This window comes from Streptomyces sp. NBC_01089, assembly GCF_045162975.1.
GTDB lineage: Bacteria > Actinomycetota > Actinomycetes > Streptomycetales > Streptomycetaceae > Streptomyces.
Genome location: NZ_CP108660.1, coordinates 3,364,919 through 3,389,077, shown reverse-complemented (window position 1 = coordinate 3,389,077; position 24,159 = coordinate 3,364,919). Strand labels below are relative to the sequence as shown.

The following is a 24,159-nucleotide window of genomic DNA, read 5'->3' as shown; positions in this document are numbered from 1 at the left end:
TCGTGATCGGCATGACAGACGCAACGCAACGATCGCTCGGCACTCGCGGGTGGCTGGTCCTGCTCACCCTGTGCGGCGCCACCTTCATGACCGGCCTCGACTACTCGATCATCACCGTGGCACTGCCGGAGATCGGCCGGGACCTCGGCTTCGCCACCCCCGCCGCCCTGCAGTGGGTGGTCACCGCCTGCCTGCTGCCCACCGCCGCACTGATGCCGCTGTTCGGGCGGCTGTCCGACCTGACCGGCCGGCGGCGGCTGTTCCTCGCCGGGGTGGCGGCCTTCGCCGGCTTCTCGCTCCTGGCCGGGCTGGCCGCAGGACCCGGCCTGCTGGTCGCCGCCCGGGCCGGGCAGGGGATCGCGGCGGCGGCAATCGGCCCGACCGCGCTGGCCCTGATGACCTCGGCGTTCCCCGAAGGACCGCAGCGCACCCGGGCGCTGGGCGTCAACGGCGCACTGCTGTCACTGGGTTTCGTGATCGGCACCATCGGCGGTGGGCTCGTCACCAGCGGACCGAACTGGCGCTGGACGATGCTCATCCTCGTCGGCATCGGCCTGCTCGTCCTCCTCGGCGGCCTCACCGTGGTCCGGGAACGACGTGAGAACCGCCGTGCCAGGCTCGACATCCCCGGCGCGATCCTGGCCAGCGGCGGCCTGTTCACCCTCGTCTACGGAATCACCACCGGCGGCGATGCCGGCTGGACCAGTTGGCCGACTCTGGCCGCGCTGGGCGGCTCGGCCGTCCTGCTCGCCGGCTTCCTCGCGGTCGAGGCGCGGCACCGGGCGCCGCTGGTGCCACTGCGGCTGCTGCGCCGTACGACGGTGAAGTGGGGCATGACCATCGGCCTGGTCACCTTCGGCATGTGCGGTGGGGCGACGCTGCTGCTGAGCATCTACATGCAGCAGGTCGTCGGCTGGAACGCGCTCCAGACCGGCCTGGGCTTCACGGCCGAGGGCGTCGCCGCCCTGGCCGCCGGCACCATCACCGCCCGGCTGATCAGCGCCCGGGGCGCCACCACCGCCCTGACCATCGGCCTGACGGTGCAGGCTGTGGGCACCGCGGCGATGGTGCTGCTCCCCGCCTCCGGCCAACTCGCCCTCCTGCTGGGCACTTCGGCGGCGATGGGCTTCGGGCACGTGCTGACCGTGGTGGCCGTCATCACCACCATCACCTCCGGCCTGGACGAGACCGACCAGGGCATCGCCGGGAGCCTGGCGCAGATGCCCACCTTCGTCGGCGCCATCGGCGTCGCCGGACTCAGCGCCATCGTCGCCGCCCGCACCGAGACGCTGGCGCCGACCACCACCGGGACACTGGCCACCCTGGGCGGGCTGCACACCGCCTTCCTCGTGGCCGGCGCGGTCGCACTCGCCGGCGCGTTCGCGGGCCGGGTACTGCTGCGCAACAGCAAGGTCGGGCGCCGGGAGCACGTCATGGCTGCCTGAGCCGCCTACCCGCCCGGTGGCGCATGGCCGCCTGCCCGGCCTCCTGCCCGGTGCCGCCCCCTCGGCCGAAGGGGGGCGGCACCGGGCAGGAGGCCGCGGGTCGGTGACAGGATCCGGCGCTATCCGGCGGTGGTACTCACCAGCTCGGCCAGCCGCCCCAGCCGTTCCTGGGAGACCGAGCCCGCCGGTGCCTGGAAGAGCGTCACGGCCTGGCCTTCGTCGTCCGGGGTGCGCAGCAGCTCGGTGGTCAGCTCCATGTCGCCGACCTCCGGGTGCCGGTACACGCGGCTGACGCTCGCACAGTTACTGACCGGGTGCTCGGCCCACATCCGGCGGAACTCGCCGCTGAGTTCCCTCAGTTCGCCGATCAGCGCCATCAATCCCTCGTCCCCGGGGAACTTGCCCACCGACACCTGCAGATACGCGATGTCGTCACGGGCTTTGGCCTCCCAGTCGGGATACAGCCGGCGGGCGAAGTCCGGCTCCAGGAAGTCCAGGCGGGCGAAGTTGGGCCGCCGCCCCGACGGCTCGTACGGCCAGTGCGGTGCGATCAGCGCGTGCGCGAGCGGATTCCAGGCGAGGATGTCCGCCCGTCGGCCGACCGCGATGGCCGGTACGTCGGTGAGCGCCTCGACCATGCGCCGGACGCCTGAACGCAGCTCCTCGGGCTTCGCCTCGCCGCGCGCGTGCATGAGATCCGGGCCAGCCGGTTCAGGTGGCGGCGCTCCTCGTCGTCCAGCCGCAGCGCACGGGCGAGGGCGTGCAGAACCTCGTCGGACACGTTCGGTGCCTGGCCCTGCTCCAGCCGGATGTAGTACCCCACGCTCACCCCGGCCAGCGGCGCCAACTCCTCCCGCCGCAGCCCGGCCACCCGGCGCCGCTTCACGCCGCCGGGCAACCCCACTTCCTCCGGCCGCAGCCGAGCCCGACGGGACCGCAGGAACTCACCCAGCGCAGAAGATGGATACACCCACCCACCGTGCCACGCCCGAACTCCCCAGTCGACCACGGCGATCGCCGGCCGCCGGCCCCGCTCGGCACGACCCCGCACTGTGACCCGAAGACGCAGTGGCCCGACGGGGAGGACACAACGCGGGCCGCCGTCGAGGCGGCCCCGGCGATGTGCCCCGCCGTGCTCCGTGAGACCGGCCCGGCGGCGTCGCGTACGGGCCGGGCCCGCCCTGCTTACCGGTAGTTCACGAACTGCAGCGCGAAGTCGAAGTCCTTGCCCTTCACCAGCGCCTGCACCGCCTGCAGGTCGTCCCGGCTCTTGGAGCTGACCCGCAGTTCATCGCCCTGGACCTGCGCCTTGACGCCCTTGGGGCCCTCGTCGCGGATGACCTTCGCGACCTTCTTGGCGTTGTCCTGCGAGATGCCCTCCTCGATGGAGGCGAAGATCTTGTACTCCTTGCCGGACAGCTGCGGCTCGCCCGCGTCCAGCGCCTTGAGCGAGATCCCGCGCTTGATCAGCTTGGTCTGGAAGACGTCGAGGATCGCGGTGACCCGCTCCTCGGTGTTCGCCTGCATCAGGATCTTCTCGCCCGACCAGTCGATGGAGGCGCCGACGTTCTTGAAGTCGTAACGCTGCGAGATCTCCTTGGCGGCCTGGTTGAGGGCGTTGTCGACCTCTTGCCGCTCGACCTTCGAGACGATGTCGAAACTGGAGTCGGCCATGTCCTGTGGCTCCTTGTATCGGGTGTGGTGAGGGGTACGACCGGTGTCCCGGCCTGTTGCGCGCAAGCCTAAGGGCTGCACCGGGGCCGCCCCCGACCGTCCCCGGTCAATCGGGTGGCGAAGCACCCCGTGTCATCAGGTATCGTTTACGTCGTTGCCACGGAGTCCGCAGCACAGCGGTTCCGCAGCGACACATCCCAGGCGGTGTGCCCGAGTGGCCAAAGGGAGCAGACTGTAAATCTGCCGGCTCAGCCTACCCAGGTTCGAACCCTGGCGCCGCCACTGGAATCAGCCTCTGACCAGCATTTCTGGTCAGAGGCTTTCTGGTTTTCCGGGGCTGTCCGGCTCTCCGGCCGCCCGAGGGCATCGCCGCCGCCACGGGCCGCTCCTGCGGCGGGCGCTACCGCTGCGGGCCGGGGTCCGCGAGCCGGAACGCCAGCTCCGTCTCCCACTTGGACCTGTCCGGCTCCTCCCGCGGATCCGTCTTGTAGATCTCCAGCCGGCAGCCCCACTCCTCGACCACGTCGGCCTTCACCATGTCCCACTCCATACCGCGCGCCGCGGCCCATTCCAGCAGGCCGGCGGTGACTCCCAACAGCTCGTCAGGATGCCCGATATGGGTGACCGTCAGATACCGGCCGGCAGGCAGGGTGCCGGTGAAGACCTCGCCCGCGTCGGCGGCCGCCTCACCGCCCGCGCCCTGCGGTGGACCCGCCACCGGCACGCCCGCCTCGACCTCCATACCGCGCTCCACGTCGATGACGCCGTACCGGAAGAAGGGCGCCCCCGCGGGCTCGGTCCCGTGCTGGGCGAGCCAGTCGAACACCTCCGCCAGCCGGTCGGCGACCACCGGGAACGTGTCCATGGTGACGGCCTCCCTGATCGCCGCGTACGGCTGCGCCGCCCGCTCGACAACCACCGGTGGGTTCTGCATCAGTTGCCCGCCACATCCTTCACGGCGACCGAAACCGGCACCGACCCGCCGATCAGCTCCAGGGTCAGGCCCGCGGTCGCCGGGGTCTCGATCAGCTCGGCGAGCACCGCGGCCACGTCGTCGCGGGGGACCCGCCCGCGGCCGGTCCTGGCCTCCAGGCGCACCTGTCCGGTGCCCGCGTCGTCGGTCAGCGAGCCGGGGCGCAGCACCGTCCAGTCGAGGGTCCTGCGGTCCCGTACGGCGGCGTCCGCAGCGCCCTTGGCGCGGAGGTAGACGTCGAAGACCTCGTCGCCCTTGTGAGTGGTGTCGGCGCCCATGGCCGAGACCATGAGGTAGCGGCGTACACCGGCCTTTTCTGCGGCGTCGGCGAGTTTCACCGCCGCGTCCCGGTCCACGCTGTCCTTGCGTTCGACGGTGCTGCCGGGGCCCGCACCCGCCGCGAAGACCACCGCGTCGGCGCCCGACAGGGCCTGGGCGACCTGGTCCACGGTGGCCGATTCCAGGTCGAGGACGACCGGCTCGGCACCCGCGGATCTCAGGTCGTCGGCCTGTCCCGCTGCGCGGATGATGCCCGCGACCTCGTCACCGCGCGCGGCGAGCAGCCGCTCCAGCCGCAGCGCGATCTGACCGTGTCCACCTGCGATGACAATGCGCATGTTTCCGACGGTACGCTCCGGCGGCCGCACTCGCTCAGGAATGCCCGTGGCCGGCGGGGAAGATCCCCCGGAGGTGCGGCGCCGGGCCCGGGCACCGGGCGGGCGCGGCGCTCAGGGGCCGGGGTCGACCCGTCCCTGCCGCGGCAGTTCGAGCGCGCCGGGGGCGGTCGAGTCGCAGTACTCGCGTACCGCGTTGGTCCGCGCGACGACCCGGCCGCGGTGGATGACGATCCTGCTGTACGCGAGGGACAGCACCCCGGAGAGCTGCTCCCCGCGCACCGCGAGCAGCTCGGCGGGGAAGCCCGCCTCCACCCGCACCTCGGGCAGGCCCATGGCGTCGCGCGGGGCCGAACTGACCGCGCTGTACGCGTCGTCGGGCCGCAGACCGCTCTGCGACGCCAGCAGATACGCGGCCTCCAGAGGGTCTCCGCGGCCGACCGGGTTCGCCAGGTCGCGCAGCGCGCCGCTGCCCGCGGCGACGCGCACCCCGGCCGAGCGCAGCAGCCGTACCGGCGCGGTCCCGCGGCTCTCGACACCGCCGCAGCCGCCCTGGGGCTGGCAGATGACGGTGACGCCCGCGGCGGCGAGCCGGCCGGCGGCGCGGGCGGCCGTGTCGTGCGGGAGCAGGGAGAGCCCGCCGCAGGGGCCGATGGCGACGCCGGGGCGCAGTCCGCCGGACATGGCGGCGAGCCGGGCGAGCCTGGCCGGGTCGTCACCCTCGGTGTGCAGATCGACGGCGCAGCCGTGCTCGGCGGCGACTTCGAGTACGGCCTCGGTGTATCCGGTCGGATCGGGGTCGAGGTCCGGGCAGCCGCCGACGACGGTGGCGCCCATCTTCACGGCGTCGCGCAGCATGGCGAGCCCGTCGGCGCCGGCGACGCCGGTGAGCAGCCGGGGCACGGCGACGGTGGTGAGGTCGGTGAGCCCGCGCAGCGACCGCCGGGCCTGGAGCACGGCCTCCATCGCGCCGAGGCCCTGGACGTCGCCGATGCGGATGTGCGAGCGCAGGGCGGTGGCGCCGTGCCCGAGCTGGAGCAGGGCGGCTTCGGTGGCGCGCCGCTGGACGTCGGGGGCCGGGCCTGTGGTGGCGGGGCCTGGGCCGGCGTCGGCGGTCAGCGCGGTGTCGCTGTGGGCGTGGGGTTCGGCCGGGGCGGGAAGCAGCAGATAGCCGTCGAGCTCGATGCGCGATGCGGCCGCGGCGCGGGAGCCGGGCGCGGTGAGGCTGCCGGCGGTGCCGACGGCTTCGATGCGTCCGCCGCTGACGCTGACGTCCACCGTGCGTCCGTCGGCCAGGCGGGCCCCGCGGAGCAGGAGCGCGGTGGTGTCTGCGGTGGCTCCTTCGGGAGGCCGCGGCTGGCTGTCGGGCATCGCGCTCCTGGGTACTGGGCCGGGCGTGACCGGGTGCTGGGCCGGGCATGACGTACGACGTCACGCAGCGTGAAGCGAGCCTATGGGGAAGGCGGCTCCCGCTTCGAGGAGGGGCGGATTAGTCGTACCGGGAGTGACTCCTGTGGCCGATGGGTGGTGTGGGCCGAACGGCGGCAGGAGGGGCTGGTGGGAGCCCGGGCGAGGGGGCGCGAGTGCGGGGCGGCGAGAGGGGCGGAGAGGGGTCTTCATAAGGATTTGGGCGACGGCGGAGGACCGTGTAATGTCTTCATCGCTCGCCCCAATAGCTCAGTCGGTAGAGCGTCTCCATGGTAAGGAGAAGGTCTACGGTTCGATTCCGTATTGGGGCTCTGGTGCGGGAGCCCTCACCTTCGGGTGAGGGATTCCGTAGCAAAGCGGTGTAGCTCAGTCGGTAGAGCAAGCGGCTCATAATCGCTGTGTCACCGGTTCAAGTCCGGTCACCGCTACACACGGTAGCCGATGGTGGGCTCGGTCCTTCGATCGGCTACTCTTTTATGCGTTCATCCGTCCATCCGTCCAAGGAGCACTCACGTGGCTGCCACCGACGTCCGCCCGAAGATCACGCTGGCCTGCGTGGAGTGCAAGGAGCGGAACTACATCACCAAGAAGAACCGGCGTAACAACCCGGACCGTCTTGAGATGAAGAAGCACTGCCCGCGCTGCAACTCGCACACCGCACACCGCGAAACCCGCTGACGCAGGCTGTTCTTTCCACCAGCACAGCTCTTCACAGGCACAGGCGCGAGGTCGTCCCCATAGTGGGGGCGGCCTCGCGTCATTTCTGCGGTTACTCGCGGTTATTGTGATTCTTTCCGATTCCCGGCACTCCACCAGGAGGTAGTGAGCCATGGCGCTCGACCAGTCCTTCGTGGGGCGGACCTATCCGCCCTCCGCGCCGTACGAGGTGGGCCGGGAGAAGATCCGCGAGTTCGCCGAAGCGGTGGGCGACCCGAATCCCGCGTACACGGATACCGAAGCCGCGAAAGCGCTCGGGCACGCCGATGTCATCGCTCCGCCGACGTTCGTCTTTTCGATCACCTTCAATGCCGCGGGCGTTGTCGTGCAGGACCCGCAGCTGGGCCTCGACTATACGCGCGTGGTGCACGGTGATCAGAAGTTCGCCTACCGGCGCCCGGTCAGGGCGGGGGACCGGCTGACGGTCACCTCGACGATCGAGGCGATCAAGTCCCTTGCCGGGAACGACATCATTGATATCCGCGGTGAGGTCCACGAGGAGTCCGGCGAGCATGTCGCGACGGCGTGGACGAAGCTGGTCGCGCGCGCGGCCGGGGAGGCATGACGGTGGCAGCGAAGATCTCCTACGAGAGCGTCGAGGTCGGCACGGAGCTGCCGGCGCGGTCCTTCCCGGTGTCACGGGCGACGCTGGTGCAGTACGCGGGCGCGTCCGGCGACTTCAACCCGATCCACTGGAACGAGAAGTTCGCCCTGGAGGTCGGGCTCCCCGACGTCATCGCGCACGGGATGTTCACCATGGCCGAGGCGATCCGGGTGGTGACCGACTGGGTCGGCGACCCGGGCGCGGTCGTGGAGTACGGCGTCAGGTTCACCAAGCCGGTGATCGTCCCGAACGACTCCGACGGGGCGCTGATCGAGGTCAGCGCCAAGGTCGCGGCCGTCGTGGGCGAGCCGGAGGACCGGACGGTGCGGGTGGACCTCACCGCGATGAGCGACGGCAAGAAGGTGCTGGGCATGTCCCGCGCGGTGGTGCGCCTCGCCTGAGGTGGTGCGGTTATGTCGGCAGGGGGCGTTCGCGCAGGCGGGCGCCCCTTGTCCGTACCCGGACGGCTACCGGTGTCCGTACCCGAGCGGATAACGGAGGGGCCCGCGTGCTCGTACGCCTCCTCGTGCACCCCTTGACTTGGTTAGTAATTGACCACTAACTTACTGGCATGGTCAGGATGAGCGCAGAGGAGCGGCGTGAGAGCGTCATCCGCGCGGCGATGATCGAATTCGCCCGCGGCGGCTATCACGGCACCTCCACCGAGGTGATCGCCAAGCGGGTGGGGGTCTCCCAGCCGTATCTCTTCCGCCTCTTCCCGAACAAGGAGGCCATCTTCCTCGCGGCGGCCGAGCGCTGCGTCGCGGACACCACGGCGGTCTTCGAGGTGGCGGCCGAGGGGCTGCGGGGCGAAGAGGCCCTCCACGCCATGGCGCGGGCGTACCAGTCGCTCATCGCCGACGACCCGGACAAGCTCCTGATGCAGATGCAGGTCTATGTCGCGGTGGCGTCCGCGGCGGCGTCGGGGGACATGGAGTTCGGGCAGGCGGTGCGTGCCATGTGGATGCGGCTGTACGACGCGGTCCATCTGGCCCTGGGCGCGGACGTCGACGAGACGACGACGTTCCTGGCGTACGGAATGCTGGTCAACACGCTGGTCTCGCTGGGCTTCGCCCCTGAGCACCGGGTGTGGACCGGCTTCTACGACTCGGCGCAGCCCGGCAAGTGAGCGGCTGCCGGGGGTGCGCCTGGCTTGCTCATGGGCACGAAAGTTAGTCATCAATTACTAAGTAACTGGTCGAACCGAACAGACAGCAGCCGGTCGAACCAGAACCCAACCGACAGCAGGGGGAGCAGTGAACGAGCACACGGCCCGGCGCGGAGGCGCCACCTGGGCCCTGATCATCACCAGCGTCGCCGGATTCATGGCGGCTCTCGACAACCTCGTCGTCACCACGGCGCTGCCCTCGATCCGCGCGGATCTCGGCGGTGCGCTGGAGGACCTTCAGTGGACGGTCAACGCCTACACGCTCACCTTCGCCGTCCTGCTCATGTTCGGTGCCGCACTCGGTGACCGGTTCGGCCGGCGCAGGCTCTTCGTCGCCGGCCTCACGGTCTTCACCGGTGCCTCGGCCGCTGCCGCCCTCGCCTCGGGGGTCGCCCCGCTCATCGCCGCCCGCGCCGTGCAGGGTGTCGGCGCCGCGATCATGATGCCGCTCACCCTGACCCTGCTCACCGCGGCCGTACCCGCCGCGCGCCGGGGTGCGGCCCTCGGGATCTTCAGCGCCGTCACCGGCCTCGCCGTGGCCAGCGGTCCGCTCATCGGCGGCGCCCTCACCGAGCACCTGTCCTGGCAGTGGATCTTCTGGCTGAACGTGCCCATCGGCCTTCTGCTGCTCCCGCTCGCCCGACTGCGCCTCGCCGAGTCCCGCGGGCCCGGCGCCCGGCTCGACATCCCCGGCACCCTCCTGGTCAGCGGCGGCCTCTTCGGTGTCGTCTACGCCCTCGTCAACGGCCAGACGGACGGCTGGTCCAGCGCCCCGATCCTCACCGGCCTCATCGCCGGGGCCGCACTGCTGGCCGCATTCGTCCACCACGGCTTCCGCGACGACCGCGCCATGCTCCCCATGCGGCTCTTCCGCAACCGCGCCTTCGCCGGCATCAACGGGGCGTCCCTGCTGATGTTCCTCGGGATGTTCGGCTCGATATTCCTGCTGAGCCAGTTCTTCCAGGGCGTCCTCGGCTACTCGCCCACCCAGGCCGGGCTGCGGATGCTGCCCTGGACCGGGATGCCGCTGATCATCGCGCCGTTCGCGGGGATCCTCTCGGACCGGATCGGCGGCCGGCCCGTCGTCGCCGCCGGCCTCGCCCTCCAGGCCGCCGGGCTCGCGCTCTTCGCCCTGCTCATCGGCCCCGACGTGTCGTACCCGACGATGCTCCCGGCCCTGGTGCTCGGCGGAGCCGGGATGGCGCTCTACTTCGCCCCCGCGTCCAGCGTGGTCATGTCCAGCGTCCGCCCCTCCGAACAGGGCATCGCCTCCGGCGCGAACAACGCGCTGCGCGAGGTCGGCGGCGCGCTCGGTATCGCGGTCCTGGGCGCGGTGTTCGCCGCCCACGGCGGGTACGAGTCGCCCCGCGCCTTCACCGACGGCACCGTCCCCGCGCTGTGGATCGGCGCCGCCGCGGTCGCGGTCGCCGCGCTCGTCGCCCTGCTGATCCCGCGGCGCGGCACGCCGGTGCCCGCCGACCCGGCGCCGGCGGCCGGGGCGGACCGCGAGACGGCCGCCGCCTGAGCGGCCGTACGGGGACGGCCTTCCGCAAGGGAACGTAAGGAAACGGAAGCGAACGGAAGGCAACGTACGGGAACGTACGGGAACGTACGGGAACGGCCCCGCCCGTCCGGTGGGGCCGTTCTCGTACGCTTGGCCCGTGCAGGAACTCCTTGAAGCCCCACTCGCCCCCCTGACCACCTTCCGTCTCGGCGGCCCCGCGGCCCGCCTGGTCACGGCGGAGACCGACGCCGAAGTGATCGCGGCCGTCCGGGAGGCCGACGCGAACGGCACCCCGCTGCTCGTCATCGGCGGCGGCTCCAACCTGGTCATCGGCGACAAGGGGTTCGCCGGCACCGCCCTGCGGATCGCGACCCGCGGATTCGCGCTCTCCGGCACCGCGCTCGAACTCGCGGCCGGTGAGGTCTGGAGCGACGCGGTGGCCCGTACCGTCGAGGCCGGACTCGCGGGCATCGAGTGCCTCGCCGGGATCCCCGGATCCGCCGGCGCCACCCCGATCCAGAACGTCGGGGCGTACGGCCAGGAGGTCTCGTCGACCCTCACCGAGGTCGTCGCGTACGACCGGACCACGGGCGAGACGGTCACCCTCTCGAACGCCGAGTGCCGGTTCTCGTACCGGCACAGTCGCTTCAAGGCCGAACCCGACCGCTATCTGGTGCTCCGGGTCCGTTTCGAGCTGGAGGACGCCGGCGGTCTCTCGGCGCCCGTGAAGTATCCCGAGACGGCCCGCGTCCTCGGCGTCGAGGCGGGCGACCGGGTGCCGGCGGCGACGGTCCGGGAGACCGTACTCAAGCTGCGCGCGGGCAAGGGCATGGTCCTGGACGCCGACGACCACGACACCTGGTCGGCCGGCTCGTTCTTCACCAACCCGATCCTCGACGACGCGCAGTTCGCGGCGTTCCGCGCGCGGGTACGGGAGCGGCTCGGCGCGGAGGCGGCGGCGCCCGCGTTCCCGGCGGGGGAGGGGCTGACCAAGACATCGGCGGCCTGGCTCATCGACAAGGCCGGCTTCACCAAGGGATACGGCACGGGCCCGGCCCGAATCTCCACCAAGCACACCCTGGCCCTCACCAACCGGGGCCTGGCCACCACCGACGACCTGCTCGCACTCGCCCGCGAGGTCGTGGCCGGAGTCCACGAGGCGTTCGGCGTCACCCTGGTCAACGAGCCGGTGACGGTCGGCGTCAGCCTGTGACGACGGGCGTCGGCCCGTGACTGCTTGCGTCGGCCTGTGATGGCGGGCGCCGGCCTGTAACGACGGGCGTCGGCCCGTGACTGCTTGCGTCGGCCTGTGATGGCGGGCGCCGGCCTGTAACGACGGGTGTCGGCCCCTGATCGCCGGTGTCGGCCCGCCACCGGCCGACACCGGAGCGTCCGCCCGTCCGTCAGTACGCGACCCCGACGCCCTGCTTCACCGTCGCCCGGTCGTCGATCATCGCCAGCATCGCGTGCGCCACATCGGCGCGCGAGATGCTCCGGCCGCCGCGCGGATTGCCCCCGACGACGGTTCGGTACTCGCCGGTCACCGGCTTGTCCGTCAGCTTCGGCGGTCGTACCACCGTCCAGTCCGTGGCGCTCCGCGCCACCTCGGCCTCCATGACCCGCAGGTCCTCGTAGACCGCCTTCAGGATCACGCCGATCACCCCGAGCGCGGCGCGGTCCGCGAACGACCGGTCCCCCGGCGGTGCCAGCGGCGCCGCGCTCACCACGAGCAGCCGCCGCACCCCCTCCGCCTCCATGGCCGCGAGCACCGGCCGGGTCAGCACCTGCGTGATGCCCGCGTCCTTACGGCTGCGCGCGCCCAGCCCGGAGAGCACCGCGTCCCGCCCGGCCACCGCCGCCCGCAGCGGCTCCGGGTCACCGAGATCCGAGCGGACCACGTCGAGCCCCTCCCCGGTCACCGTGAGCCGTGCCGGATCGCGGACCACGGCCGTGACCTGATGCCCGGCGGCCAGTGCCTGCCGGACGATCTGTCCGCCGATACCGCCGGTCGCCCCGAACACTGTGAGCCTCATCGCACACCCTCCCAAGGTGGTCGGCCGAGACGGCCGGTAGAGGTGTCCCGCGTAGTGGGTAAGTATTCACTCACCTCTAGAGTGGGCAGTCACTCACCCCTCCGTCAAGCCAGGTAGGAGCACCCGTGCAGCCCCCCGTGCAGCAGAAGCCCGCCCGCGGCCGGATCGTCGACGCCGCACACAGCCTCATGCTGACCATCGGCCTGGCCCGGACCACCACCAAGGAGATCGCCAGAGCGGCCGGCTGTTCGGAAGCGGCGCTCTACAAGCACTTCGCGAGCAAGGAAGAGCTGTTCGTGACCGTTCTCAGGGAACGGCTGCCCAGGCTGACCCCGCTCCTCGACGAACTGACCGCCGAGCCCCAGCGCCACAGCGTCGAGGAGAACCTCACCGAGATCGCCCGCAGAGCCGCCCTCTTCTACGAACAGAGCTTCCCGATCGCCGCCTCGCTCTACGCCGACCCCCCGCTCAAACGCCGCCACGAAGCGGCCATGCGCGAACTCGGCACCGGCCCGCACATGCCCATCCGCGGCGTCGACGCCTATCTGCGCGCCGAGCGGGACGCGGGCCGGATCGACAGCGGCACCGACACCTACGCCGCCGCCTCCCTGCTGCTCGGTGCCTGCGCCCAGCGCGCCTTCGCGTACGACATGACCGAGGACGGCAGGCCCCCGCAGCCGCTCGACGCGTTCGCCGCCGGGATCGCGCGGACCCTGCTGCGGGGGGTCGTGCGAGGGCTCAGCCGGTGAGCCAGTCGTCGATGCCGGCGAGCAGCTTCCGCCGGACGTCGGCCGGCGCCGCCGAGCCGCGCACCGACTGCCGTGCCAGCTCGGCCAGTTCACCGTCGTCGAACCCCTGGGCCCGCGCCAGCTCGTACTGGGCCGCCAGCCGCGACCCGAACAGCAGCGGGTCGTCCGCACCGAGCGCCATCGGCACCCCGGCGTCGAACAACTTTCGCAGGGGTACGTCCTCGGCCTTCTCGTAGACACCCAGCGCCACATTCGACGCCGGGCAGACCTCACAGGTCACTCCGCGCTCGGCCAGCCGCCGCAGCAGCAGCGGATCCTCGGCGGCCCGCACCCCGTGCCCGATCCGGGCCGCGTGCAGATCGTCCAGGCAGTCCCGGACCGACGAGGGCCCGCTCAGCTCCCCGCCGTGCGGCGCCGCCAGCAGACCGCCCTCCCTGGCGATGGCGAACGCGCGGTCGAAGTCCCGCGCCATCCCGCGCCGTTCGTCGTTGGAGAGCCCGAAGCCGATCACCCCACGGTCCGCGTACCGCACCGCGAGGCGCGCCAGGGTCCGCGCGTCCAGCGGATGCTTCATCCGGTTCGCCGCGACCACCACACGTATCCCGAGCCCGGTGTCGCGCGAAGCGGCGTCCACCGCGTCCAGGATGACCTCCAGCGCCGGGATCAGCCCGCCGAGGAACGGGGCGTACGACGTGGGGTCGACCTGGATCTCCAGCCACCCCGAACCGTCCGCGACATCCTCCTGCGCGGCCTCCCGCACCAGCCGCTGGATGTCCTCGGGGGTGCGCAGACAGGACCGCGCGATGTCGTACAGCCGCTGGAAACGGAACCAGCCGCGCTCGTCGGTGGCCCGCAGCTTCGGCGGCTCACCGCCGGTCAGCGCCTCAGGCAGGTGCACGCCGTATCTGCCGGCCAGTTCAAGCAGCGTCGTGGGCCGCATCGACCCGGTGAAGTGCAGGTGCAGATGGGCCTTGGGCAGCAGCCGGATGTCACGTACTCGCTCCATCCGAGGATCCTGCCGTACGGAGCGGTCGCACCGGTAGCCGCTTTCCCCCAACGAGGAGACGACCGAACGAAGAAACGGGCCCCCGGTGAGAACCGGAGGCCCGTCCCTTGGCAGTCGGCCCGGGTCAGTCCGTCGCCTCGGCCAGCAGCTTCTGGACCCGGGAGACGCCCTCGACCAGGTCGTCGTCGCCGAGCGCGTACGACAGACGCAGGTACCCGGGGGTGCCGAACGCCTCACCGGGCACCACGGCGACCTCGACCTCGTCCAGGATCAGCGCGGCCAGCTCCACCGAGCTCTGCGGGCGCTTGCCGCGGATCTGCTTGCCGATGAGCGCCTTCACCGAGGGGTACGCATAGAACGCGCCCTCCGGCTCCGGGCAGAGCACACCGTCGATCTCGTTGAGCATCCGCACGATGGTCCTGCGGCGCCGGTCGAAGGCCGTGCGCATCTCGTCGACCGCGTCCAGGTTCCCCGACACCGCGGCGAGCGCGGCCGCCTGCGAGACGTTGGAGACGTTGGAGGTGGCGTGCGACTGGAGGTTCGTCGCGGCCTTCACGACGTCCTTCGGGCCCACGATCCACCCCACGCGCCAGCCGGTCATGGCGTACGTCTTGGCCACGCCGTTGACCACGATGCACTTGTCGCGCAGCTCGGGCACCACGGCGGGCAGCGAGGTGAACTCGGCGTCCCCGTAGATCAGGTGCTCGTAGATCTCGTCCGTCAGCACCCACAGACCGTGCTCGACGGCCCAGCGGCCGATGGCCTCGGTGTCGGCGCGGCTGTAGACGGCGCCCGTCGGGTTGGACGGCGAGACGAAGAGGACGACCTTGGTCCGCTCCGTGCGGGCGGCCTCCAGCTGCTCGACCGAGACCCGGTAGCCGGTGGTCTCGTCGGCGACGACCTCGACCGGGACACCGCCCGCGAGCCGGATCGACTCGGGGTACGTGGTCCAGTACGGAGCCGGGACGATGACCTCGTCGCCCGGGTCGAGGATCGCGGCGAACGCCTGGTAGATCGCCTGCTTGCCGCCGTTGGTGACGAGCACCTGGGACGCCTCGACCTCGTAACCGGAGTCGCGCAGGGTCTTCGCGGCGATGGCGGCCTTGAGCTCGGGGAGCCCGCCGGCCGGCGTGTAGCGGTGGTACTTCGGATTGCTGCAGGCCGCGATCGCGGCCTCGACGATGTAGCCGGGCGTGGGGAAGTCGGGCTCACCGGCACCGAAGCCGATCACCGGACGCCCGGCGGCCTTCAGGGCCTTCGCCTTGGCGTCGACGGCGAGAGTGGCGGACTCGGAGATGGCACCGATGCGGGCGGAGACCCTGCGCTCGGTCGGAGGAGTTGCGGCGCTCATGGGGCCCATGGTCCCAGACCGCAAACGGACTCGGCACACAGGTTTCGAAGGGCGGACACCGGGTCCGGCAACAGCCGTACGCCGAGCGGGAACCGGGCCTGTGCCGGGCTCGCGCGGGCCCGGCACCCGAGGACAAGCGGAAAGACAGGGGCCCGGTGCGGGCCGCCCCGGCCGAAGCTGTTCGACGTCAGGCCCCCGACCACGTACACTCACTCGTCGTTGGCCTTCACCAGCCGTCCTGCCGAGCGCACTCCGTGCACCCGGTCGGATGCGGTAGGTTGGGGGAACCACAAAGGGTCGTAGCTCAATTGGTAGAGCACTGGTCTCCAAAACCAGCGGTTGGGGGTTCAAGTCCCTCCGGCCCTGCTACACACACCTTCGCCAGGCTGTGTGCGCATGTACGTACATCTATGCACCGCCGTGCGGCTCCACCGGGCGCGGCACGGCCACGACCCGGAATCAGGTGAGAGATCGTGACGGACGCCGTCGGCTCCATCGACGTGCCTGATGCGCAGGATGAAGCGCCGGAGTCGAAGAAGGCGCGCAAGGGCGGGAAGCGCGGCAAGAAGGGCCCCTTCGGCCGCCTCGCGCTCTTCTACCGCCAGATCGTCGCGGAACTGCGCAAGGTCGTCTGGCCGACTCGTAGCCAGCTCTCGACCTACACCACCGTGGTGATCGTTTTCGTCGTCATCATGATCGGCATCGTGACCGTGATTGACTATGGCTTCAACCAGGCCGCCAAGTACGTCTTTGGCTGATCCGCGAAAGACGCCGGGAGCGGCGTCTTTTTCGCATGTTCCACCCGATTTGTATCCAGGAAGAAGCAGCCACCGTGTCTGACCCGAACCTGAACGAGGCCGTCGAGCCGGGCGAGAGCGTCGCGTCCGCAGAGGACGAGCTCGACATCGTCGAGGCGGCAGACGCTGTGGAGCCGGACCAGGCCGAAGCTGCCGACGCCGCCGCCGGTGAGCCCGCCGAAGAGTCCGCTGTGCACGCCGACGACGAGGCCGTGGCCGTGGCGGAGTCCGACGCCGACGCCGAAGCCGCCGCCGACGTGGAGGCAGCCGCCGAAGAGGCCGAGGACGAAGAGGCCGCCGAGGAAGCCGCCGACGTTCCCCCGGTCGACCCGGTCGAGGCCCTGCGCCAGGAGCTCCGCGGTCTGCCCGGCGAGTGGTACGTCATCCACACGTACGCCGGTTACGAGAAGCGTGTGAAGGCCAACCTGGAGCAGCGTGCCGTCTCGCTGAACGTCGAGGAGTTCATCTACCAGGCCGAAGTGCCCGAGGAAGAGATCGTCCAGATCAAGAACGGCGAGCGCAAGAACGTCCGCCAGAACAAGCTTCCCGGTTACGTCCTGGTCCGTATGGACCTCACCAACGAGTCCTGGGGCGTTGTCCGCAACACCCCCGGAGTCACCGGCTTCGTCGGCAACGCCTACGACCCCTACCCGCTGACCCTGGACGAGATCGTCAAGATGCTCGCCCCCGAGGCCGAGGAGAAGGCCGCCCGCGAGGCCGCGGAGGCCGAGGGCAAGCCGGCTCCGGCCCGCAAGGTCGAGGTCCAGGTGCTCGACTTCGAGGTCGGCGACTCGGTCACCGTCACCGACGGCCCGTTCGCGACGCTCCAGGCGACGATCAACGAGATCAACGCCGACTCGAAGAAGGTCAAGGGCCTCGTCGAGATCTTCGGCCGCGAGACCCCGGTCGAGCTCAGCTTCGACCAGATCCAGAAGAACTAGCGGCCCCCGGCCGTACGGCTTCTGGCACACACGCCTTCCAAGCAGGTCAGACCGGCTCACCAGCCGTCTGACCTGCTTGGTTTTTGGTCGCGCAGCTATACCCGTTATCGTTGCGCGGTATGCCTCCGTCCGGATGAACCGGAATGGCGGCGAAACACTCTCACTAGGACCCGGAGAGAGCAATGCCTCCCAAGAAGAAGAAGGTCACGGGGCTTATCAAGCTCCAGATCAAGGCCGGCGCGGCCAACCCGGCTCCGCCGGTCGGCCCCGCGCTGGGCCAGCACGGCGTCAACATCATGGAGTTCTGCAAGGCCTACAACGCCGCGACCGAGTCGCAGCGTGGCATGGTCGTGCCGGTGGAGATCACGGTCTATGAGGACCGCTCCTTCACCTTCATCACCAAGACTCCGCCGGCCGCGAAGCTGATCCTCAAGGCCGCGGGTGTGGAGAAGGGCTCCGGCGAGCCGCACAAGACCAAGGTCGCCAAGCTCACCGGCGAGCAGGTCCGCGAGATCGCCACGACCAAGATGCCCGACCTGAACGCCAACGACATCGAGGCCGCGGCCAAGATCATCGCCGGCACCGCCCGTTCCATGGGCGTCACGGTCGAGGGCTGATCAAGCCCCCCTCCGCACCACAGTGGTAGGGCCAGCGCCGGCCCGCACCACGACTCCCACTCCCCATCTAGGAGCAGAAGTGAAGCGCAGCAAGACTCTCCGCGCTGCGGACGCCAAGGTCGACGCGGACAAGCTGTACGCCCCGCTCGAAGCCGTCCGCCTCGCCAAGGACACCTCCGCGACCAAGTTCGACGGCACCGTCGAGGTCGCCATGCGTCTGGGTGTCGACCCGCGCAAGGCCGACCAGATGGTCCGCGGCACCGTGAACCTGCCGCACGGCACCGGCAAGACCGCCCGGGTCCTGGTCTTCGCGACCGGTGACCGTGCTGCGGCCGCGGAGGCCGCGGGCGCCGACATCGTCGGCGCCGACGAGCTCATCGACGAGGTGGCGAAGGGCCGTCTGGACTTCGACGCCGTCGTCGCCACCCCGGACCTCATGGGCAAGGTCGGCCGCCTCGGCCGCGTGCTCGGTCCGCGTGGGCTCATGCCGAACCCGAAGACCGGAACGGTCACCCCTGACGTGACGAAGGCTGTCACGGACATCAAGGGCGGCAAGATCGAGTTCCGTGTCGACAAGCACTCGAACCTGCACTTCATCATCGGCAAGGTCTCCTTCGACGAGACGAAGCTGGTCGAGAACTACGCCGCGGCACTGGAGGAAGTCCTCCGTCTGAAGCCGTCGGCCGCCAAGGGCCGCTACATCAAGAAGGCCACGCTGGCCACCACGATGGGCCCCGGCATCCCGCTGGACGCCAACCGCACCCGCAACCTCCTCGTCGAGGAGGACCCGGCCGCCGTCTGATCCCCGGATCGGCAGGCAGCCGCGGGACACGCGTGCTGTGAGCCGGGCCCCGCACCTCTCCGGAGGTGCGGGGCCCGGCTTCTGCGTTGGCCCCTGGTCTCTCCTGCGTTGCCGCTCTGCTGGGGCGGCACAGGCGGGGCACAGGAGGCACCGGCGGCGGTACGGGCGGCCGCTGCCCGCCGGATCCCTGGCGCAGGGCGTACGGCGCGCTGCGGGCCCGTACGCCCCCGACCACGGCACGGCGGTACGGGGCGGCACGCCAGCGGCCGGACACTGACCGGGAGCCGACCGGGGGCGTGCCGGCCCGGTGAAGTCCCGCCCTCTACCCCCGCGTTCGGGCGCTCAATCAGCTGACCGGGAACGGATTTGCTCGGCGTGCCCCCGTTCGCGTACTCTTCCGACGAAGCCAAAGACCGCTGGTCGTTGCCGTGTGCTCGTAAGAGGGCGCGGTGGCCGAAGGATCCGCTGGAAGCGGGCGACTCGCGCAGGTGATCGTGGAAGTGCTCCCGGATCCGTCCGGTCGAGCTCGCGCCCCGTGCACCTGTGCCGGGGCGTTTCGTCTGTCCAGCCCCTTCTGAGCGGTCCTCATCACCCGGAAGGAGGCCGACGCTCTATGGCAAGGCCCGACAAGGCTGCCGCGGTAGCCGAGCTGGCGGACAAGTTCCGCAGCTCGAACGCCGCTGTGCTGACCGAGTACCGGGGTCTCACCGTGGCCCAGCTCAAGCAGCTGCGCCGTTCGCTCGGTGAGAACGCCCAGTACGCCGTGGTGAAGAACACGCTGACCAAGATCGCGGCCAACGAGGCCGGGATCAACACGCTGGACGACCTGTTCGCAGGTCCGACGGCGGTTGCCTTCGTCACCGGTGACCCGGTGGAGTCGGCGAAGGGTCTTCGTGACTTCGCCAAGGAGAACCCCAACCTCGTCATCAAGGGCGGTGTCCTTGATGGTAAGGCGCTGTCCGCGGATGAGTTCAAGAAGCTCGCGGACCTCGAGTCCCGCGAGGTTCTGCTCGCCAAGGTGGCCGGTGGAATCAAGGCGTCGATGGCCAAGGCCGCGGCGACTTTCCAGGCCCCGCTGTCGGAGTTCGTCCGCACCGCGGACGCCCTTCGCGCCAAGGTCGAGCAGGGCGGTGCCGGTACGCCGGCTCCCGCCGAGGCCGACGCCGAGTAATTCGGCTTCGCGTCGCAGCGGGCCCGTACGCCCGCCGTCATATACACCCGGCACCTGCCGAAAAAGTGGAAGGACGCCATCATGGCGAAGCTGTCCCAGGACGAGCTGCTCGAGCAGTTCGAGACCCTGACCCTCATCGAGCTCTCCGAGTTCGTCAAGGCCTTCGAGGAGAAGTTCGACGTCAAGGCTGCCGCCCCGGTCGCCGTTGCCGCCGCCGGTGGCGCCGCCGCCACCCCCGAGGCCGCTGAGGAGCAGGACGAGTTCGACGTCATCCTCACCGGTGCCGGCGACAAGAAGATCCAGGTCATCAAGGTCGTGCGTGAGCTGACCTCGCTGGGCCTCAAGGAGGCCAAGGACCTCGTGGACGGCGCCCCGAAGCCCGTCCTCGAGAAGGTCGCCAAGGAGGCCGCCGAGAAGGCTGCCGAGTCCCTCAAGGGCGCCGGCGCCTCGGTCGAGGTCAAGTAATTCCGGGAGTCTCCGGACTCCCTCGTACGCCCTCGGCGTACATCTGCACAGCGAAGGGCGATCACCCATCCGGGTGGTCGCCCTTTCGCGTGCCTGACGCCCCTCCTGCCTGCCTTGCTCTTCCCGCCGTGACGAGTATGGTGATCTTCGTTGCGCGCCGGGCCTGGTGCCCTCTCTCGCTCCCGCAGCGTGGCCGACGGCGACCCCCGAGGGGTGGGGGGCCTTGACGAACCGCACGGAGCGCGCAATTCTCAGGACGCGTCGTCACATCGATCCGTATCCGAGGCATGGATCGGCGACGAAGAGGGAAGCTTTGACGCAGGTGTTGAGAAGAAGAATGAGGGTCTCCCAGAACCCGCTCTGGACATCAGTGAGCCTTATGGCTACACTGACCCTTTGCGCTGCCTGTTAGCTGCCTCCTGCCCGTCACCAGGGGCATGCCCACGCTTGAGCATCGAAGACTGCCCTCCCTGACCTGGGATGTCTCTCTCTGTGCCCCGCTTGGGACCGGTACGCGCGTAGTGAGTCCGAGCCCTCGGAAGGACCCCCTCTTGGCCGCCTCGCGCAACGCCTCGACCTCCAATACGAACAACGGCGCCAGCACCGCCCCGCTGCGCATCTCCTTTGCAAAGATCAGGGAGCCCCTCGAGGTTCCGAACCTCCTTGCGCTGCAGACCGAAAGCTTTGACTGGCTGCTCGGTAATGCCGCTTGGAAGGGTCGCGTCGAGGCCGCTCTCGAGAGCGGACAGGACGTTCCCACCAAGTCCGGTCTGGAAGAGATCTTCGAAGAGATCTCGCCGATCGAGGACTTCTCGGGGTCGATGTCGCTGACGTTCCGCGACCACCGTTTCGAGCCCCCGAAGAACTCGATCGACGAGTGCAAGGACCGCGACTTCACGTTCGCTGCGCCGCTCTTCGTCACGGCCGAGTTCACCAACAACGAGACCGGTGAGATCAAGTCTCAGACGGTCTTCATGGGCGACTTCCCGCTCATGACCAACAAGGGCACGTTCGTCATCAACGGCACCGAGCGTGTCGTGGTGTCGCAGCTGGTCCGTTCGCCCGGTGTCTACTTCGACTCCTCCATCGACAAGACGTCCGACAAGGACATCTTCTCGGCCAAGATCATCCCGTCCCGGGGTGCCTGGCTCGAGATGGAGATCGACAAGCGCGACATGGTCGGTGTCCGCATCGACCGCAAGCGCAAGCAGTCCGTCACCGTCCTCCTCAAGGCTCTCGGCTGGACCACTGAGCAGATCCTTGAAGAGTTCGGCGAGTACGAGTCGATGCGCGCCACCCTGGAGAAGGACCACACCCAGGGCCAGGACGACGCGCTGCTCGACATCTACCGCAAGCTGCGTCCGGGCGAGCCGCCCACGCGCGAGGCTGCTCAGACGCTGCTCGAGAACCTCTACTTCAACCCGAAGCGCTACGACCTCGCGAAGGTCGGCCGCTACAAGGTGAACAAGAAGCTCGGCGCCGACGAGCCGCTCGACGCCGGTGTGCTCACCAGCGACGACGTCATCGCCACCATCAAGTACCTGGTCAAGCTGCACGCCGGCGAGACCGAGACGGTGGGCGAGTCCGGCCGTCAGATCGTCGTCGAGACCGACGACATCGACCACTTCGGCAACCGCCGTCTGCGCAACGTCGGCGAGCTCATCCAGAACCAGGTCCGTACCGGCCTGGCCCGGATGGAGCGCGTCGTGCGTGAGCGCATGACGACCCAGGACGTCGAGGCGATCACGCCGCAGACCCTGATCAACATCCGGCCCGTCGTCGCCTCCATCAAGGAGTTCTTCGGCACCAGCCAGCTGTCCCAGTTCATGGACCAGAACAACCCGCTGTCGGGTCTCACCCACAAGCGCCGCCTGTCGGCTCTTGGCCCGGGTGGTCTCTCCCGTGAGCGGGCCGGCTTCGAGGTCCGTGACGTGCACCCGTCCCACTACGGACGTATGTGCCCGATCGAGACGCCCGAAGGCCCGAACATCGGTCTGATCGGTTCGCTCGCCTCCTACGGCCGGGTCAACGCGTTCGGCTTCGTCGAGACGCCGTACCGCAAGGTCGTCGAAGGTGTCGTCACCGACGACGTCGACTACCTCACGGCCGACGAGGAAGACCGCTTCGTCATCGCCCAGGCCAACGCGACGCTCTCCGAGGACATGCGGTTCACCGAACCGCGCGTCCTGGTCCGCCGTCGTGGCGGCGAGGTCGACTACATCCCCGGCGACGACGTCGACTACATGGACGTCTCGCCGCGCCAGATGGTGTCGGTCGCGACCGCGATGATCCCGTTCCTGGAGCACGACGACGCCAACCGTGCCCTCATGGGCGCGAACATGATGCGTCAGGCCGTGCCGCTCATCCAGTCCGAGGCGCCGCTGGTCGGCACCGGCATGGAGTACCGCTGCGCGGTCGACGCCGGTGACGTCCTCAAGGCGGAGAAGGACGGTGTGGTCCAGGAGGTATCCGCGGACTACGTCACCATCGCCAACGACGACGGCACGTACTCGACGTACCGCATCGCCAAGTTCTCCCGCTCGAACCAGGGCACATCGGTCAACCAGAAGGTCGTCGTCAACGAGGGCGACCGGGTGATCGAGAGCCAGGTGCTGGCCGACGGCCCGGCGACCGAGAACGGCGAGATGGCGCTCGGCAAGAACCTCCTCGTCGCCTTCATGCCGTGGGAAGGTCACAACTACGAGGACGCGATCATCCTGTCGCAGCGCCTCGTGCAGGACGACGTCCTCTCCTCGATCCACATCGAGGAGCACGAGGTCGACGCCCGTGACACCAAGCTCGGCCCGGAGGAGATCACCCGGGACATCCCGAACGTCTCCGAAGAGGTCCTCGCCGACCTCGACGAGCGCGGCATCATCCGTATCGGTGCCGACGTCGTCGCCGGCGACATCCTGGTCGGCAAGGTCACGCCCAAGGGCGAGACCGAGCTCACCCCGGAGGAGCGCCTGCTCCGTGCGATCTTCGGTGAGAAGGCGCGCGAGGTGCGCGACACCTCGCTGAAGGTGCCGCACGGCGAGATCGGCAAGGTCATCGGCGTCCGCGTCTTCGACCGCGAAGAGGGCGACGAGCTGCCGCCCGGCGTGAACCAGCTGGTCCGCGTCTACGTCGCGCAGAAGCGCAAGATCACCGACGGTGACAAGCTCGCCGGCCGTCACGGCAACAAGGGCGTCATCTCGAAGATCCTGCCGATCGAGGACATGCCGTTCCTGGAGGACGGCACCCCGGTCGACATCATCCTCAACCCGCTGGGTGTCCCGTCCCGGATGAACCCGGGCCAGGTCCTGGAGATCCACCTCGGCTGGCTCGCCAGCCAGGGCTGGAAGGTCGAGGGCAACGAGGAGTGGATGGAGCGCCTCAAGTCCATCGGCGCCGACGACGTGGCCGCCGGCACCAACGTCGCCACCCCGGTCTTCGACGGTGCGCGCGAGGACGAGATCTCCGGTCTCTTCGAGTCCACCATCCCGAACCGTGACGGTGACCGCATGGTCCTCCCGTCCGGCAAGGCCCGGATGTTCGACGGCCGCTCCGGCGAGCCGTTCCCGGACCCGGTCTCGGTCGGGTACATGTACATCCTCAAGCTCCACCACCTGGTCGACGACAAGCTGCACGCCCGTTCGACCGGCCCGTACTCGATGATCACCCAGCAGCCGCTGGGTGGTAAGGCTCAGTTCGGTGGACAGCGCTTCGGTGAGATGGAGGTGTGGGCGCTGGAGGCTTATGGCGCCGCTTACGCCCTCCAGGAGCTGCTGACGATCAAGTCCGACGACGTGACCGGCCGCGTGAAGGTCTACGAGGCCATCGTCAAGGGCGAGAACATCCCCGAGCCCGGCATTCCCGAGTCCTTCAAGGTGCTCATCAAGGAGATGCAGTCGCTCTGCCTCAACGTGGAGGTGCTGTCTTCGGACGGCATGTCCATCGAGATGCGCGACACGGACGAGGACGTCTTCCGTGCAGCGGAGGAGCTCGGTATCGACCTGTCCCGGCGAGAGCCGAGCAGCGTCGAAGAGGTCTGACGGGTTGTCCGGCCGCCTCGCTCTGAGGCGGCCGGCTCTCCCCGGACCCGTTCAGACCATTGCTGA

Annotated in this window: 23 protein-coding genes, 4 tRNA genes and 1 pseudogene; 19 read left to right on the top strand and 9 right to left on the bottom strand. The window is 69.8% G+C overall.

Features of this window, described 5'->3' with window-relative positions; genetic code table 11:
* Window positions 1-11 precede the first annotated feature (11 nt).
* Window positions 12-1,445, top strand: coding sequence for an MFS transporter (locus OG510_RS14940; RefSeq protein WP_406137276.1), 1,434 nt, complete (start codon window positions 12-14; stop codon window positions 1,443-1,445).
* A 119-nt stretch (window positions 1,446-1,564) separates the two neighbouring features.
* On the opposite strand, the gene OG510_RS14935 is transcribed toward OG510_RS14940, so the two are convergent.
* From OG510_RS14935 to OG510_RS14925, 3 genes and pseudogenes are all read right to left on the bottom strand, one after another.
* The gene (locus OG510_RS14935; protein ID WP_406137275.1) at window positions 1,565-2,137 is read right to left on the bottom strand and encodes a hypothetical protein; all 573 of its coding nucleotides are present in this window, start codon (window positions 2,135-2,137) and stop codon (window positions 1,565-1,567) included.
* 80 nt (window positions 2,138-2,217) lie between these two features.
* Window positions 2,218-2,349 (bottom strand): annotated as a pseudogene (locus OG510_RS14930) (helix-turn-helix domain-containing protein); the annotation flags it as partial.
* A gap of 281 nt (window positions 2,350-2,630) precedes the next feature.
* Window positions 2,631-3,119 carry a YajQ family cyclic di-GMP-binding protein gene (locus OG510_RS14925; protein ID WP_385029290.1) on the bottom strand — a complete coding sequence of 163 codons (489 nt, stop codon included), beginning with the start codon at window positions 3,117-3,119 and terminating at the stop codon, window positions 2,631-2,633.
* A gap of 200 nt (window positions 3,120-3,319) precedes the next feature.
* On the opposite strand from OG510_RS14925, the gene OG510_RS14920 reads away from it, so the two are divergent.
* Window positions 3,320-3,401 (top strand) — tRNA-Tyr (locus OG510_RS14920).
* A gap of 118 nt (window positions 3,402-3,519) precedes the next feature.
* On the opposite strand, the gene OG510_RS14915 is transcribed toward OG510_RS14920, so the two are convergent.
* The 3 genes from OG510_RS14915 to OG510_RS14905 form a co-directional block, all read right to left on the bottom strand.
* The gene (locus tag OG510_RS14915) at window positions 3,520-4,053 is read right to left on the bottom strand and encodes a GyrI-like domain-containing protein (protein ID WP_406137273.1); all 534 of its coding nucleotides are present in this window, start codon (window positions 4,051-4,053) and stop codon (window positions 3,520-3,522) included.
* The gene (locus tag OG510_RS14910) at window positions 4,053-4,709 is read right to left on the bottom strand and encodes an SDR family oxidoreductase (RefSeq protein ID WP_406137271.1); all 657 of its coding nucleotides are present in this window, start codon (window positions 4,707-4,709) and stop codon (window positions 4,053-4,055) included. Before OG510_RS14910 ends, OG510_RS14915 begins: the two co-directional genes overlap by 1 nt.
* A 111-nt stretch (window positions 4,710-4,820) precedes the next feature.
* A complete protein-coding gene (locus OG510_RS14905) occupies window positions 4,821-6,077 on the bottom strand; it encodes an amidohydrolase family protein (RefSeq protein WP_406137269.1) in 1,257 nt (418 codons plus the stop codon).
* 295 nt (window positions 6,078-6,372) lie between these two features.
* Here OG510_RS14905 and OG510_RS14900 point away from each other — a divergent pair.
* The 8 genes from OG510_RS14900 to OG510_RS14865 all read left to right on the top strand — a co-directional run bounded on the left by OG510_RS14900 (window position 6,373) and on the right by OG510_RS14865 (window position 11,340).
* Window positions 6,373-6,445: transfer RNA gene (locus OG510_RS14900), tRNA-Thr, on the top strand.
* 44 nt (window positions 6,446-6,489) lie between these two features.
* Window positions 6,490-6,562, top strand: a tRNA-Met gene (locus tag OG510_RS14895).
* 85 nt (window positions 6,563-6,647) lie between these two features.
* Window positions 6,648-6,812, top strand: coding sequence for a 50S ribosomal protein L33 (gene rpmG / locus OG510_RS14890; RefSeq protein ID WP_003956487.1), 165 nt, complete (start codon window positions 6,648-6,650; stop codon window positions 6,810-6,812).
* Window positions 6,813-6,963: 151 nt separating this feature from the next.
* Window positions 6,964-7,416, top strand: coding sequence for a MaoC family dehydratase N-terminal domain-containing protein (locus OG510_RS14885; RefSeq protein ID WP_406137268.1), 453 nt, complete (start codon window positions 6,964-6,966; stop codon window positions 7,414-7,416).
* A gap of 2 nt (window positions 7,417-7,418) precedes the next feature.
* Window positions 7,419-7,856, top strand: a complete 438-nt coding sequence (locus tag OG510_RS14880; protein ID WP_406142399.1) for a MaoC family dehydratase — start codon at window positions 7,419-7,421, stop codon at window positions 7,854-7,856.
* A gap of 170 nt (window positions 7,857-8,026) precedes the next feature.
* Complete coding sequence (locus tag OG510_RS14875) at window positions 8,027-8,584, top strand: TetR/AcrR family transcriptional regulator (RefSeq protein ID WP_406137266.1); 558 nt, start codon at window positions 8,027-8,029, stop codon at window positions 8,582-8,584.
* Window positions 8,585-8,711: 127 nt separating this feature from the next.
* Entirely contained in the window at window positions 8,712-10,148 is a 1,437-nt protein-coding gene (locus tag OG510_RS14870; RefSeq protein WP_406137265.1) for an MFS transporter, read from the top strand.
* 136 nt (window positions 10,149-10,284) lie between these two features.
* On the top strand, window positions 10,285-11,340 hold the full coding sequence (locus tag OG510_RS14865; RefSeq protein WP_406137263.1) for a UDP-N-acetylmuramate dehydrogenase: 1,056 nt from the start codon (window positions 10,285-10,287) through the stop codon (window positions 11,338-11,340).
* A gap of 190 nt (window positions 11,341-11,530) precedes the next feature.
* Here OG510_RS14865 and OG510_RS14860 read toward each other — a convergent pair whose 3' ends face one another.
* Window positions 11,531-12,160: an NAD(P)-dependent oxidoreductase gene (locus OG510_RS14860; RefSeq protein WP_406137262.1), complete on the bottom strand. Its 630-nt coding sequence runs from the start codon at window positions 12,158-12,160 to the stop codon at window positions 11,531-11,533.
* A 137-nt stretch (window positions 12,161-12,297) separates the two neighbouring features.
* Between OG510_RS14860 and OG510_RS14855 the strand changes: the two genes are divergently transcribed.
* Window positions 12,298-12,909 (top strand): TetR/AcrR family transcriptional regulator, encoded by a 612-nt coding sequence (locus OG510_RS14855; RefSeq protein WP_164264076.1) that lies wholly within the window; start codon window positions 12,298-12,300, stop codon window positions 12,907-12,909.
* Here the strand turns inward: OG510_RS14855 and OG510_RS14850 are convergent.
* On the bottom strand, window positions 12,899-13,915 hold the full coding sequence (locus tag OG510_RS14850; RefSeq protein WP_406137261.1) for an adenosine deaminase: 1,017 nt from the start codon (window positions 13,913-13,915) through the stop codon (window positions 12,899-12,901). The genes OG510_RS14855 and OG510_RS14850 overlap by 11 nt on opposite strands.
* Window positions 13,916-14,039: 124 nt before the next feature.
* Complete coding sequence (locus OG510_RS14845) at window positions 14,040-15,266, bottom strand: pyridoxal phosphate-dependent aminotransferase (RefSeq protein WP_164264059.1); 1,227 nt, start codon at window positions 15,264-15,266, stop codon at window positions 14,040-14,042.
* Window positions 15,267-15,559: 293 nt separating this feature from the next.
* Here OG510_RS14845 and OG510_RS14840 point away from each other — a divergent pair.
* The 8 genes from OG510_RS14840 to rpoB all read left to right on the top strand — a co-directional run bounded on the left by OG510_RS14840 (window position 15,560) and on the right by rpoB (window position 24,093).
* Window positions 15,560-15,632 (top strand) — tRNA-Trp (locus tag OG510_RS14840).
* Window positions 15,633-15,739: 107 nt separating this feature from the next.
* Window positions 15,740-16,024 carry a preprotein translocase subunit SecE gene (secE, locus tag OG510_RS14835; protein ID WP_164264060.1) on the top strand — a complete coding sequence of 95 codons (285 nt, stop codon included), beginning with the start codon at window positions 15,740-15,742 and terminating at the stop codon, window positions 16,022-16,024.
* Window positions 16,025-16,098: 74 nt separating this feature from the next.
* Complete coding sequence (nusG, locus tag OG510_RS14830) at window positions 16,099-17,004, top strand: transcription termination/antitermination protein NusG (protein WP_406137259.1); 906 nt, start codon at window positions 16,099-16,101, stop codon at window positions 17,002-17,004.
* Window positions 17,005-17,186: 182 nt separating this feature from the next.
* Window positions 17,187-17,621: a 50S ribosomal protein L11 gene (gene rplK, locus OG510_RS14825; protein ID WP_164264062.1), complete on the top strand. Its 435-nt coding sequence runs from the start codon at window positions 17,187-17,189 to the stop codon at window positions 17,619-17,621.
* A gap of 79 nt (window positions 17,622-17,700) precedes the next feature.
* Window positions 17,701-18,423: a 50S ribosomal protein L1 gene (rplA, locus tag OG510_RS14820; protein WP_164264063.1), complete on the top strand. Its 723-nt coding sequence runs from the start codon at window positions 17,701-17,703 to the stop codon at window positions 18,421-18,423.
* 613 nt (window positions 18,424-19,036) lie between these two features.
* Window positions 19,037-19,594, top strand: coding sequence for a 50S ribosomal protein L10 (rplJ, locus tag OG510_RS14815; RefSeq protein ID WP_164264064.1), 558 nt, complete (start codon window positions 19,037-19,039; stop codon window positions 19,592-19,594).
* An 81-nt stretch (window positions 19,595-19,675) separates the two neighbouring features.
* The gene (gene rplL / locus OG510_RS14810) at window positions 19,676-20,059 is read left to right on the top strand and encodes a 50S ribosomal protein L7/L12 (RefSeq protein WP_164264065.1); all 384 of its coding nucleotides are present in this window, start codon (window positions 19,676-19,678) and stop codon (window positions 20,057-20,059) included.
* 551 nt (window positions 20,060-20,610) lie between these two features.
* Window positions 20,611-24,093, top strand: a complete 3,483-nt coding sequence (gene rpoB, locus OG510_RS14805; protein ID WP_164264066.1) for a DNA-directed RNA polymerase subunit beta — start codon at window positions 20,611-20,613, stop codon at window positions 24,091-24,093.
* Window positions 24,094-24,159: the final 66 nt, after the last annotated feature.

Coding starts and splice junctions, on each gene's coding strand:
- OG510_RS14940 (WP_406137276.1), top strand. CDS start 12: ATGACAGACGCAACGCAACGATCGCTCGGCACTCGCGGGTGGCTGGTC.
- OG510_RS14935 (WP_406137275.1), bottom strand. CDS start 2,137: ATGCACGCGCGCGGCGAGGCGAAGCCCGAGGAGCTGCGTTCAGGCGTC.
- OG510_RS14925 (WP_385029290.1), bottom strand. CDS start 3,119: ATGGCCGACTCCAGTTTCGACATCGTCTCGAAGGTCGAGCGGCAAGAG.
- OG510_RS14915 (WP_406137273.1), bottom strand. CDS start 4,053: ATGCAGAACCCACCGGTGGTTGTCGAGCGGGCGGCGCAGCCGTACGCG.
- OG510_RS14910 (WP_406137271.1), bottom strand. CDS start 4,709: ATGCGCATTGTCATCGCAGGTGGACACGGTCAGATCGCGCTGCGGCTG.
- OG510_RS14905 (WP_406137269.1), bottom strand. CDS start 6,077: ATGCCCGACAGCCAGCCGCGGCCTCCCGAAGGAGCCACCGCAGACACC.
- OG510_RS14885 (WP_406137268.1), top strand. CDS start 6,964: ATGGCGCTCGACCAGTCCTTCGTGGGGCGGACCTATCCGCCCTCCGCG.
- OG510_RS14875 (WP_406137266.1), top strand. CDS start 8,027: ATGGTCAGGATGAGCGCAGAGGAGCGGCGTGAGAGCGTCATCCGCGCG.
- OG510_RS14860 (WP_406137262.1), bottom strand. CDS start 12,160: ATGAGGCTCACAGTGTTCGGGGCGACCGGCGGTATCGGCGGACAGATC.
- OG510_RS14850 (WP_406137261.1), bottom strand. CDS start 13,915: ATGGAGCGAGTACGTGACATCCGGCTGCTGCCCAAGGCCCATCTGCAC.
- OG510_RS14845 (WP_164264059.1), bottom strand. CDS start 15,266: ATGAGCGCCGCAACTCCTCCGACCGAGCGCAGGGTCTCCGCCCGCATC.
- rplK (WP_164264062.1), top strand. CDS start 17,187: ATGCCTCCCAAGAAGAAGAAGGTCACGGGGCTTATCAAGCTCCAGATC.
- rplJ (WP_164264064.1), top strand. CDS start 19,037: ATGGCAAGGCCCGACAAGGCTGCCGCGGTAGCCGAGCTGGCGGACAAG.
- rplL (WP_164264065.1), top strand. CDS start 19,676: ATGGCGAAGCTGTCCCAGGACGAGCTGCTCGAGCAGTTCGAGACCCTG.